At 72.2% G+C, this 12047-nt stretch carries 8 protein-coding genes; 2 read left to right on the forward strand and 6 right to left on the reverse strand.

Annotated elements, in window-relative coordinates; all coding sequences use genetic code 11:
* Positions 1-94: 94 nt before the first annotated feature.
* The 4 genes from G3I53_RS31020 to G3I53_RS31035 all read right to left on the reverse strand — a co-directional run bounded on the left by G3I53_RS31020 (position 95) and on the right by G3I53_RS31035 (position 5755).
* A complete protein-coding gene (locus G3I53_RS31020) occupies positions 95-2476 on the reverse strand; it encodes a glycoside hydrolase family 3 N-terminal domain-containing protein (protein ID WP_164333144.1) in 2382 nt (793 codons plus the stop codon).
* A 171-nt stretch (positions 2477-2647) separates the two neighbouring features.
* The gene (locus G3I53_RS31025; RefSeq protein WP_164333145.1) at positions 2648-3544 is read right to left on the reverse strand and encodes a carbohydrate ABC transporter permease; all 897 of its coding nucleotides are present in this window, start codon (positions 3542-3544) and stop codon (positions 2648-2650) included.
* Position 3545: 1 nt separating this feature from the next.
* Entirely contained in the window at positions 3546-4448 is a 903-nt protein-coding gene (locus tag G3I53_RS31030) for a sugar ABC transporter permease (protein ID WP_164333146.1), read from the reverse strand.
* The gene (locus tag G3I53_RS31035) at positions 4445-5755 is read right to left on the reverse strand and encodes an extracellular solute-binding protein (protein WP_164333147.1); all 1311 of its coding nucleotides are present in this window, start codon (positions 5753-5755) and stop codon (positions 4445-4447) included. The genes G3I53_RS31030 and G3I53_RS31035 overlap by 4 nt, the downstream gene beginning before the upstream one ends.
* A gap of 407 nt (positions 5756-6162) precedes the next feature.
* Here G3I53_RS31035 and G3I53_RS31040 point away from each other — a divergent pair, with 407 nt between their 5' ends.
* Positions 6163-7185: a LacI family DNA-binding transcriptional regulator gene (locus G3I53_RS31040; RefSeq protein WP_164333148.1), complete on the forward strand. Its 1023-nt coding sequence runs from the start codon at positions 6163-6165 to the stop codon at positions 7183-7185.
* Between the two features lie 133 nt (positions 7186-7318).
* Here the strand turns inward: G3I53_RS31040 and G3I53_RS31045 are convergent, their stop codons facing one another.
* Positions 7319-8842 carry an aldehyde dehydrogenase family protein gene (locus G3I53_RS31045; protein ID WP_164333149.1) on the reverse strand — a complete coding sequence of 508 codons (1524 nt, stop codon included), beginning with the start codon at positions 8840-8842 and terminating at the stop codon, positions 7319-7321.
* Between the two features lie 157 nt (positions 8843-8999).
* Positions 9000-10301 carry a GAF domain-containing protein gene (locus tag G3I53_RS31050; protein WP_343240720.1) on the reverse strand — a complete coding sequence of 434 codons (1302 nt, stop codon included), beginning with the start codon at positions 10299-10301 and terminating at the stop codon, positions 9000-9002.
* A 686-nt stretch (positions 10302-10987) separates the two neighbouring features.
* On the opposite strand from G3I53_RS31050, the gene G3I53_RS31055 reads away from it, so the two are divergent.
* Positions 10988-11857 carry a class I SAM-dependent methyltransferase gene (locus tag G3I53_RS31055; RefSeq protein WP_164338470.1) on the forward strand — a complete coding sequence of 290 codons (870 nt, stop codon included), beginning with the start codon at positions 10988-10990 and terminating at the stop codon, positions 11855-11857.
* Positions 11858-12047: the final 190 nt, after the last annotated feature.

Genomic DNA, 12047 nt, shown 5'->3' on the forward strand with positions numbered 1-12047 from the left:
CCCGGCCACGCGGCCCGGTGGTCCCGGGGCCGCGCATCCCGGTGTGCGCGGCGCCGCCGACGCCGACGCGACGAGCGCCACGCACACCGGGGGTTCATGCCCGGCCGGCCGGCTCCGGTTCGATCGGGGCGTGCAGGCGCCGCGTGTGGTCCACCTGGCGCTCGGCCCCGGTCAGCGCGACCTGCACCGTGAGCCGCGCATCCGCGCTGGAGGCCGCCAACCGCAGCTCCAGCAGGCCCGGTTCGACGATGCGCCGGCCGTCCCGTCCGGTGAAGGAGGCGACGTCGGCCGGGACCGTGGCGCGCAGCCGCCGGGCCTCGCCCGGCTCCAGGTCCACGCGGGTGTACCCGACGAGACGCTGCACCGGCTGCACGACCGACGCGACCGGGTCGTGCAGGTAGAGCTGCACGACCTCGGTCCCGGCCCGCCCGCCCGTGTTGCGCACGGTGAAGGCGAGGCCGAACTCGCCGTCCGTCGGCGCCTCGTCGGCGTCCACGGTCAGGTCCGTCCAGTCGAACCGCGTGTAGGACAGGCCGTGCCCGAAGGCGAACGCGGGGGTCGGGTCGATGCTGGAGACGTCGCTGGCCTGGGCGAGCCGCGCCCCGAGGTAGGTGGACGGCTGGGAGCCGGGGCCGCGCGGCACGCCGACCGGGAGACGGCCGGAGGGGTTGGTCCGGCCGCTGAGCACCCCGGCGATCGCGTGCGTGCCCTCCTGGCCCGGGAAGAAGGACTGCACGATCGCGGCGGACTCCTGCACGGCACGCCCGAGCGCGTACGGCCGTCCCGCGATCAGCACGGTGACGACAGGGGTCTCCAGGTCGAGCACGGCGTCGAGCAACTGCTGCTGGGCGCCGGGCAGCACCAGTGACTCGACGTCGCATCCCTCGCCGCTGGTGCCCCGCCCGAACAGGCCGGCCCGGTCGCCGAGCACGACCAGGGCGATGTCGGCCTCGCGCGCCGCCCGCACGGCCTCCTGGATGCCGGAGAGGTCTCCGTCGTCGACGCCGGTGCCGCGGGCCACCGTGATCTCGGCGTCGGGGAACTCCGCGGTGAGGGTGTCGCGCAGGGTGGGCAGACCGATGCCGAGCGGGGTCCCGGGATGGCGGACGCCGATGTGCTGCGGGAACGAGTAGCAGCCCAGGACGGCGACGGGCTCGTCCGCGTTGGGACCGATCAGGGCGATGCGGCGCGGCCGGTCCAGGGGCAGGGTGCCGTCGTTGCTCAGCAGCACGACCGCTTCCTCGGCGAGCGCGCGGGCCAGCGCGCGGTTCTCCGGGCCGTCCAGGTCGACCCGGCCGCGCAGCGCCTCGGGATCGTCCTGGCCGACGCCGTCGAGCGCGGGCGGGAGAGGGGTCCAGTCCGCGTCGAGCAGGCCGAGTTCCGCCTTCTGGGTGAGGATCCGGCGCAGGGCCCGGTCGACGAGCTTCTCCGGCACGCGGCCGTCGGCGACCGCCTCGGCCAGGGGCGCGCCGTAGGTCTTGACGTTGGGCAGTTCCACGTCGATGCCCGCGTGCAGGGCGGTGCCGGCGGCGTCGGCCCAGTCGGCGGCGACGCCGTGCAGGGTGGCGAGGAAGGCGATGGCGAAGTAGTCGGCGACGACGGTGCCGTCGAAGCCCCAGGTGTCCCGCAGCAGCCCGGTCAGCAGGGCCTCGTCGGCCGCCGAGGGCATGCCGTCGGTGTCGGTGTAGGCGTTCATCACCGACCGGACACCGCCTTCCCGGACCGCCATCTCGAACGGCGGCAGCAGCACGTCGGCGCGCTCGCGCGGGCCCACGGAGGAAGGCGCCAGGTTGCGGCCGGCGCGGGAGGCGGAGTAGCCGGCGAAGTGCTTGAGGGTGGCGACGATGCCGGCGGACTCCAGGCCTTGCACGTAGGCGGTGCCGATGGTGCCGACGAGGTACGGGTCCTCGCCGATGGTCTCCTCCACGCGGCCCCAGCGGGCGTCGCGCACCACGTCGAGGACGGGCGCGAGGCCCTGGTGGACGCCGACGGACCGCATGTCGCGGCCGATGGCGGCGGCCATCCGGCGCACCAGCCCGGGGTCGAAGGCGGCACCCCAGGACAGCGGCACCGGGTAGGCGGTGGCGCCCCAGGCGGCGAATCCCGCCAGGCACTCGTCATGCGCGAGGGCGGGGATGCCGAACCGGTTCGTGGCGGCGATGCGGGCCTGGGTACGGGCCAGGGAGAGCGCGCCCACGGCGGCGTCGACGGGGACGGTGCCGAAGGGGCGGGTCAACTGGCCCAGACCGTCGGGCAGAAGGGCGTCCAGGTCGACGGCCTCCTCCATCTCGTGCTGGTGCGGGGCCACTTCACCGCCCTGGTCGGAGGCGCCCACCCACACGCCGTACAGCTGGGCGGTCTTCTCCTCCAGGGTCATCGCGCCGATGAGGGCGTCGACTCTGGCGGTCACGGGAACGCTGGGGTCGTTCCACCGGGGGAGTCCGGGGGTGTTCTCCACGGCCATGTCGGTGTTCACTTTCCTCCTACGCCTCTCGGCCCCTCGACCGGGGACCCACGGGCGGACGGACAGGTGGACGAGCAGGACGGGACACGGGGCGGAAACGGTCCGGGCACCACGGTCGGGCACCCGCGCCTCCGCGTCGGCGTGGGCGGCGGCGCCCGGTCACGCCCCCGGACCCGGCGTCGGTCAACGGCCGAATCCGGCGGTGAGGCCGCTGAGCAGCTGACGCCGGCCGAACGCGTACAGCACCAGGACGGGCAGCGTGGTGAGGACCACGGCGGCCAGGACGGCGGGGACGTTGACCCCGTACTGGCCCTGGAAGGTCCACAGCGCCAGCGGCAGGGTCCGCTGGTCGGGGCTCTGGGTGAGGACCAGGGGCAGCAGGAATCCGTTCCAGATGGTCAGGGCGTTGAAAATGGTCACGGTGAGGATGGCGGGCCGGGTGAGCGGCGCCGCCAGCCGCCACAGCGTCGTCCACTCGGTGGCGCCGTCGACCCGCATCGAGTCGAACAGCTCCTTGGGGACGTCGCGGATGAAGTTGGTGAGCACCAGCACGGACAGCGGAATGGCGAAGGCGATCGACGGCAGGATCAGCGCCAGCAGGCTGTCGTACAGCTGCAGCCTGATGATGATCAGGTAGACCGGGATCACCGTCGCCTGCAGGGGGATCGCCAGGCCCATCAGGAACAGGCCGTTCATCGCGCGCAGGGTCCGCATGCGCCAGCCGCGGACGATGGCGTAGGCCGCCATGAAGGAGATCGCGACCGCCGGCACGACGGCGCCGGCCGTGACGACGACGCTGTTGACGAAGTAGCGCAGGAAGTCGGACTCGACGACCAGCCGGTAGTTGTCCAGTGTCGGGTTGCCCGAGGGCGCCAGGGGGTTGCTCGCGTAGTACTGGCTCTGCGCCTTGAGACTGGTGATGAGGGTCCAGTACAGGGGGACGGCGACCACGACCAGCCACAGCCATCCGGCCAGTCCGCCCAGCCAGTTGCGCCGGGCGGTGGGCCGGCGCGGAGGGCGCCGCTGCTCGCCGGGGGTGACCTTCTGCGGTCGCCGCCGGTCGGTCAGGATGGTGGTCATCTCAGGCCCCCTCGAGTTGGCTCGCGGCGGCGTCCCGGCCGCCGAGCCGGCGCAGCAGCAGGGCGAGGGCCAGACCCACCAGGACCAGGATCACCGCGATGGCGCTGGCCGGTCCCATCAGGCTGGCCTGGAAACCCCGCTTGTACATGTCCAGTGCGAGGACCCGGGTGGCGTCACCGGGGCCGCCCTCGGTCAGCACGAAGATGAGGTCGAAGAAGGTCAGCGACCCGATCACCATCAGCGTGGACGAGGTGATGATGGTGTACTTCAGCTGCGGCAGCGTGATGCTGAAGAACTGCCGGACCTTCCCGGCACCGTCCAACTGCGCCGCTTCGTAGAGGGACTTCGGGATCTGCTGCACCCCGCCCTGATAGATCAGGGAGTGGAAGGGGATGAACTGCCAGGAGACCACGAAGACGACCACCCCGAAGGCGAGCCCGGGCCGCCCCAGCCAGTCCTGGCTCAGCAGCGGGATCTTCAGCCCGGCACCGAGGCCGAAGTTGGGGTCGAGCAGGGCCTTGTAGGCGATCGCGATCGCCGCCGAGCTGAGCATCAGCGGCACGAAGTACACCACGCCCAGCACCGCACGGTAGCGCTGGCGGCCGGCCATGAACGTGCCGAGCAGGATGCTCAGCGGTGTCTGGACGGCCCAGGACACGGCCATCACCAGGAACGTCACCCAGAGGGCGTGCGGCAGCCCCGGATCGGTGAGCACCGCACGCCAACTCGTCAGCCCCGACAGCTGGATGTCACCGATCCCGTCCCACGTGGTGAAGCTCAGCGCGAAGACACCGACGAGCGGGATCACCGCGAAGCCGACGAACATCAGCAGCGCCGGCACCGCCAGCCACGGCAGGATGCTGCGCGGTTCGCGTCGCTGCGGGTGGGTGGCGGGCGAGCTCATGCGGCGGTGACCGCGTTGAGGTTGCCGGCGAACTGCTGCGGGGAGATGGACAGCTGGAACAGCTTGACGATGTTGTCCAGCAGCGTCTCGGCGGCCGTCGGACTGAGCGCCTGGTCCCACGACTGGACGAACACCTTCGCCTTGCTGGCGATGTCGTACGTGAACTTCAGGAAGTCGGCGTTGTCGGAGGCGGCCAGCAGCTTCTCCGTGCCGAGCCGGATCGGCACCGACCCGTTGCCGATCCACTTCTCCACCTCCGCGTCCTGGAGGACACCGGTGGCGAAGAAGTCCTTCGCGATCTTCTTCTGCTCGGCACTGGCCTTGGCCGAGATGGACAGGTACTGGGCGGGGTTGCCCACGGTGACGCTCTGATCGCCCTTGCCGCCCTCGACGGGCGGGAAGGTCATGTAGCCCAGCGCGCCGCTGGAGACGAAGTCCCCGCCGTCGGTCTGCTGGATGCCGTACGACCAGGCGCCGTGCAGCATCATCGCGGCCCGGCCGGTGTACAGCAGCGCCTGGTCGGCGTTGGAGTCGGCGGTGATCGAGGAGAAGCCCTTGACGAACCCGTCGGCCTTGACCAGCTGCTGCAGTTTGGTGAGCGCCGCGATGGCGTCCGGGTGCGACCAGGCGTTCTTCTCACCCTCGATGGCGGCCTGGAACACCTCGGAACCGCCGATGCGGTCGAACAGGAACTCCAGCCACATCATGTTCGTCCACCGGGACTGGCCGCCCAGCGAGAACGGTGCGATGCCCTTGGCGTTGAACTTGGGCACCAGCGCCATGATGTCGTCCCAGGACTCCGGCGGTTTCACGCCGACCTTCTCGAAGACGTCCTTGTTGTAGTAGAGGATGATCGGCTGCACCGTCTCGCACGGCATGGCGTAGATCTTGCCGTCGACCGTGGCCGCGCCGAACGAGGACGGGAACAGCCGTTCCTTCACCGCGGAGTTCTCGTCGAACCACGAGGTGAGGTCCTCGACCTGCTCCCCTTCCACGTAGGTGCGCAGCGTCCCGCCGCCCCAGCCCCAGATGATGGTGGGCGCCTGCCCGGCACCGATCGCGGTCTTGATCTTCGTCTTGTACGCGTCGTTCTGGAAGGTGGTGTCCTTGATCTGCTGGTCGGGGTGGGCCTTGTTGAAGGCGTCCACCGCGCCGGCCCGGACCCCTTCCTGCGGCTGGCCGTTGAGGTACCAGTACGTCGCGCCGCCGCTGCTCTTGCCGGGTCCGGACGAACCGCAGGCCGCCAGCGCCGCGGACACCGGCACACCGGCGGCCAGGGTGAGGAGGGTACGTCGGGAGAGCGCCATGTCATTCTCCGCACTCGAGAGCCATCGGCTGCTCGTGAGTCGAGGTGAAAGGTTTTCGAAAAGGGCTGTCTCCGAGCTCTGTTCGTGCAAATTAGGTTTCGGGGTTCGCCGGTGTCAAGGCGTATGCACACACGGGTTGTTGGGCGCAAGTAAGCGGTGAAACAGTGATTGCGGATGTCCGGCGCACGACCCCGGGAACGTCGAAAATGTTTCGAAAGCCTGGGGATCGGGGGAGAGGATCATGCGGGTGGACGCCGGACGCACACGGTCCGCCCAGGTCACACAGCCGACCGGGTGCCCGCCGCCGCGCCTGCCGCATTGCCGTACGGTTTGACCGGCTCCACCCGCGTGGCCGGCCGGGCCCGGCGGCTCACCGCACCGGTGGGACGGACAGTTGAGAGGAACCGATGCGACCGAATGCCAGGCGCACCACGTTGGCGGACATCGCCCAGGCGGCCGGTGTCTCCGTCGCCACCGTGTCCAAAGTGGTCAACGGCCGCGGTGACGTGGCGCCGCACACCCGCACGCGGGTGCAGGAACTGCTGCACCAGCACCACTACCTGGCCCCCGTGTTCCGTCACACCGAGGCCGTCGAGAGCCCGACCATCGAGGTCCAGTTCCAGGGCGGCCTGCGCGCCTACGTGGCGGAGACCCTCGAAGGCATCGTCGACTCCGCGGCCGAGCTGGGCGCCTCCGTGGTGATCAGCAAGGCGTCCCACCGCCCGCACTGGGCCCGGGACCTGGTCTCCGCGGGACGCCGCGCCGTCATCGCCGTCACCAGCGTGTACACCACGGCCCACATGAACGAACTGGCCCGGGCCGGCCTGCCGTTGGTCGTCCTGGACCCGCTGCACCTGCCGGACAGCCGGGTCAACAGCGTCGGGGCGACCAACTTCGCCGGCGGTCTCACCGCGACCCGGCACCTGCTGTCCCTGGGCCACCGACGCATCGCCTACCTCGGCGGGCCCGTCATGGCGGTCGGCAACCAGGCCCGCCTGCACGGCTACCGCGCCGCCATGGAGGCGGAGGGCGCCCCCGTCCCGGACGGTTACGTCCGGCCCGGCGAGTTCACCTACGAGACCGGCCTGCTCGGCGCCGCGGCGCTCCTGGACCTGGACGAGCCGCCGACGGCCGTCTTCGCGGGCAACGACGACATCGCCGTCGGCGTCGTCGAGACGGTCCGCGCCCGCGGCCTGCGCGTCCCCGAGCACCTGAGCGTGGTCGGCTTCGACGACACGAGCCTCGCCCGCATGGCCTCACCGCCCCTGACCACCGTCCGCCAGCCCCTGCGGGAGATGGGCGCCGCCGCACTGCGGACCGCTCTCCGGCTGGCCAACGGCGAGAAACTCGACTCCCACCACATCGAACTCGCCACCGAACTCGTCGTCCGCGCCTCCACGGCACCGCCGCGCGAGGAGACGGCACCGTGAACGACGACGGGGGAGCGGCCCCGGCTCCGGTACTCGCCTGATCGCCCCCGCCTCGTCCGCCCTCGCGACGGCCGGCAGCACGGCGGCGGTCCGCACGACACCGTGCGGACCGCCATGCGTGTGACCGGAGCCCTCAGAAGAAGCCGAGCTTCTTCGGCGAGTAGCTGACCAGCAGGTTCTTCGTCTGCTGGTAGTGGTCCAGCATCATCTTGTGCGTCTCCCGGCCGATCCCGGACTGCTTGTAGCCGCCGAACGCCGCGTGCGCCGGATAGGCGTGGTAACAGTTCGTCCAGACGCGGCCCGCCTGGATGGCCCGGCCGGCCCGGTAGGCCGTGTTGATGTCGCGGGTCCACACGCCGGCGCCGAGACCGTACGACGTGTCGTTGGCGATCTTGATGGCGTCGTCGAAGTCGTCGAACGACGCCACCGAGACGACCGGACCGAAGATCTCCTCCTGGAAGACCCGCATCCGGTTGTCGCCCTCGAAGATGGTCGGCCGGACGTAGTATCCGCCCTTCAACTCACCGTCGTACTCTGCGCGTTCGCCCCCGGTCAGGACCTTGGCGCCCTCGTCGCGGCCGATGTCGATGTACGACAGGATCTTGGCCAGCTGCTCGCTCGACGCCTGCGCGCCGATCATCGTGTCGGTGTCGAGCGGGTGACCGGGCTTGATCAGTTCGGTGCGGGCGACGGCCGCCGCGATGAAGTCGGGGTAGTTGCCCCGCTGGATCAGCCCACGGGAGGGGCAGGTGCACACCTCGCCCTGGTTCAGCGCGAACATGGTGAACCCCTCGAGGGCCTTGTCGCGCAGTTCGTCGTCCTTCTCCCACACGTCGTCGAAGAAGATGTTCGGCGACTTGCCGCCCAGCTCCAGCGTGACCGGCTTCAGGTTCTCGGCCGCGTACTGCATGATCAGCCGTCCGGTGGTCGTCTCACCCGTGAAGGCGATCTTCGCGACCCGAGGGCTGGACGCGAGCGGCTTGCCCGCCTCCGGCCCGAAGCCGTTGACGATGTTCAGCACCCCGGGCGGCAGCAGGTCGGACACCAGGCTCAGCCAGAAGTGGATGGAGACCGGCGTCTGCTCCGCGGGCTTGAGGACGACCGCGTTGCCGGCCGCCAGGGCGGGCGCCAGCTTCCAGGTCGCCATCAGGATGGGGAAGTTCCACGGGATGATCTGCGCGACGACGCCCAGCGGCTCGTGGAAGTGGTAGGCCACCGTGTCGTCGTCGACCTCGCTCAGCGAGCCCTCCTGGGCGCGCACCGCACCGGCGAAGTAGCGGAAGTGGTCGATGGCCAGCGGGATGTCCGCCGCCAGCGTCTCGCGTACGGGCTTGCCGTTCTCCCAGCTCTCCGCGACCGCGAGCGCCTCCAGGTTGGCCTCCATGCGGTCGGCGATCTTCAGCAGGATGTCGGACCGCTCGGCTGCCGCCCTGCGCCCCCAGCCGGGCGCCGCCGCGTGGGCCGCGTCCAGGGCCGCCTCGACGTCCTCCGCCGTGCCGCGCGCCACCTCGGTGAACGGCTGCCCGTTCACCGGACTCGGATTCTCGAAGTACTGACCCCTGACCGGCGGCACGTACTCCCCGCCGATGTAGTGGTCGTAACGGGACTGGTAGGAGACGATCGCGCCCTCGCTCCCGGGCGCCGCGTATCGGGTCATGCGGAACAGGCCTCCCTCAGCAGCGCTGCCCGCCGTTGGGCAGCTCCGCGCCGGAGCGTAGGGAGACGGACGTTGCATCCACGTTGCGTGACCACGTCACCACGTCCTCCGTCGCCGGAAGGGGACGCGCCGGGGCAGGTCCCGAGAACGGGGCCGCTCACCTGCCCGAGGGCCGCCAGGGGCCCGCCGGGACTCCCAACTCCGCCTCCAGCGCGGCCAGACGTGCCCGATGAGCCGCCGTGGGCCGGGCCGCCGCCAGCGCCCGCCACACGTCCAGGTCGTCCTCGCCCCACGACGCGTGGGCCCAGTCGGCCAGCAGGTCGGGATCCGAGCGGGCGATCAGCGCCGCCCGCAGGCCGTCCGCGAGCCGTCGCCTGAGCCGGACGACCGCCGGCGCCTGGGAGGAGGGCAGCAACGGCCCCGGGTACGAGGCCAGCGCATCGGTGACCGCACCCGCCGCGAGCCTGCGTTCGACGACGGCGAGGTCCGACTCCAGGTGCTCGGTGAGCCGGTAGGGACGCGACGCGAGCAGCCCGGGGGCTGCCGTGCCCGCACCTCCCGCGTCGAGGACCTGACGCAGCCGGGCCAGCTCCGCGCGCAGCGTCACCGGGGTCACCGACTCGTCCTCGTACAGGGCGCAGAGCAGTTCGTCGCCGGTCAGACCCCCGGGGTGCGCGGCGAGGAGGACGAGGATCTCGCTGTGCCGCCGGCTGAGCCGCAGCGTGCGCCCGCCCGCCGTCAGCACGGCCTGGTCACGTCCCAGGACCTCCAGCTCGGCGCCCCCCGCCGCCGGGCCCCGAGGGGCGAGCAGCGCCAGCTGGGACTCCGCGGCGCGCGCCACCGCCTGCACGAATCCGAGACTGTGCGGGTGGGCGAGCCCGTCCCCGCCGGTGATGTCCACCGCACCCAGCAGGCGCCCCGTCCGGGGGTCGTGCACCGGCGCCGCCGCGCACGTCCACGGCTGCGCGCGCCGTACGAAGTGCTCGGCCGCGAACACCTGCACCGCACGTCCCACGGCCACGGCGGTACCCGGTGCGTTCGTTCCCACCGCGCTCTCCGACCACCGGGCGCCCGGCACGAAGTTCATCCGCTCCGCCTGGCGCAGCGTCGTCGCGTGGCCCTCCACCCACAGCAGCCTGCCGTGCGCGTCGCACACGGCCAGCAGATGCCGCCCGTCGGAGGCGAACGACCCCAGCAACTCCCGCATGAGCGGCATGACATGGGCCAGTGGGTGCTCTGCGCGACAGGTTCCGAGGTCGCTGTCGGCGAGTTCGATGTCGGCGCTGCCGTCCGGGTGGACGCCGGCGCGCGCCGACCGCCGCCAGGAGTCGGCGACCACACCGCGCACCGGGCGTGGCACCGTGCCCGCCTCGGTGAAGGCCGCATGAGCCCGGTGCAGGGCGCGTACACGCTCGGCAGGGTCGGCTCCTGGCTCGAGGGCCACCCAGGAATCAGTCACCTTGGCCTCCCGCGGGGGCGATGCTGGGGACATCGTGGCCCGGTCCGGGCCCGGCGACAACCGTGCCGACCGCTGTTCGCGCCCTGCCGGGACCACCCGCCCCGACCGGCCTCGTGAGCCGGCCGGGGGCGCGACGCCGCACCGGCTGGAAGACAGCCGGCGGGTGGCGCGGCCGACGGTGCGCGGGGAGGGAAACCGGCCATGACATCACCGCAGGTGGGCACCCGGCGGTGGCCGGGACGCGCGGCCGGCGATCACGATTCGCCACCCAGGAGGTCCCGGGGCACAATGTGTCGTTCATCCCCCGCAGGTCACGGACCCGTGGGGGAGTGACACCCGATCCCACCAGCAACAAGGGAGATGCACATGTCGTCCAAGAGGCGTCGGAAGAAGAAGGCGCGTCGCAAGAGCGCGGCGAACCACGGCAAGCGTCCGCAGTCCTGAGCCCCTTCGCGCTCAGGCGGAGTTCCCTCCGCGCACCGGCGGGACGGGAGGCGTGCGGTCCGCACGCCGGAGCCCGTCCCGCCGGCCCGCCCGGCACCACCGCCGGGCATCCCCGTCCGGCGCGCCCGGCGCCGCACCGGGTCCAACGGGTCCCGACGGGCCCGGCCCCCGGCCGCGCAGGCCCGCCGCCCGCTCCCTTCTCGGGGCACCATGTGGGGCATGTCTTGGGGCACCATGTGGGCATGGCCGAGAACCGGATCGTGAACACCCACCAGTCCGAGGCGTGGAACGGCTACGAGGGCCGGCACTGGGCCGAGCACCAGGCGCGCTACGACGCGCTCAACGACCCCGCGAACGCCCCGCTCCTCGACGCCGCCCGCATCCGAGAAACCGACCGGGTCCTGGACATCGGCTGCGGCAACGGCCGCCTGACCCGGCTGGCCGCGCGCACCGCCGCCCACGTCGTCGGCGTCGACCTGTCGGAGCCCATGCTGGAACGGGCCCGGGCGAGCGCGGCGGCCGAGCACCTCGGCAACGTCACCCACCTCCGGGCCGACGCCCAGGTCCACCCCTTCGACGAGGCGTCGTTCGACGTCGCGGTGAGCCGCTTCGGCGTCATGTTCTTCGCCGACCCGGTCGCCGCGTTCAGCAACATCCGGCGCGCCCTGCGGCCGGGCGGGCGGATCGCCTTCGTCTGCCCGCAGTCCGTGCTCCGGATGGACCAGGCGGTGATCTTCGCGGCCGTCGCCGAGCACGTCACGCTGCCCGACCTGTCCGCCCCGGCGGAGACGGGCCCCGCCGCCTTCGCCGACCCGGCACGCGCCGAACGCGTCCTGACCGACGCCGGGTTCGACGACGTCACCGTGGAACCGGTCGAAGTACCGCAGGGGTGGGGCCCCGACGCGGCGGACGCAGCCACCTTCCTCTTCGGCTGGGGCCCGATGTGCCACTGGCTCCGCGATGCCGCCCCCGACGCCGTCGACCGCGCCCGGGAGGCGGCCACCGAGGCGTTCCGCGCCTACGAGACGGACGACGGAGTCCGGCTCATGGCCCGCCACTGGCTGGTGACTGCCGTCCGGCCGGGCGGTCCCGCACCCGCCCCCGGGGCGTGAGGGCGACCGGTCCTCCACGCCCGCAGCCGCCGCACCCCGCCCCCGACGCCGTCGACCGCCCCGGCCACGGCGACCTGACCTGCCGCGTCCGAGCCCCGGCCCGTCGGCCGAGCCGGACGCTCACGGAGGCCGCCGCCGGACCGGGGCAGTGACGCCGCGCCCCCAGCCAGAGCCCGGGCCACAGCCCGAG

It is taken from the genome of Streptomyces sp. SID14436 (assembly GCF_010548465.1).
Lineage (GTDB): Bacteria > Actinomycetota > Actinomycetes > Streptomycetales > Streptomycetaceae > Streptomyces.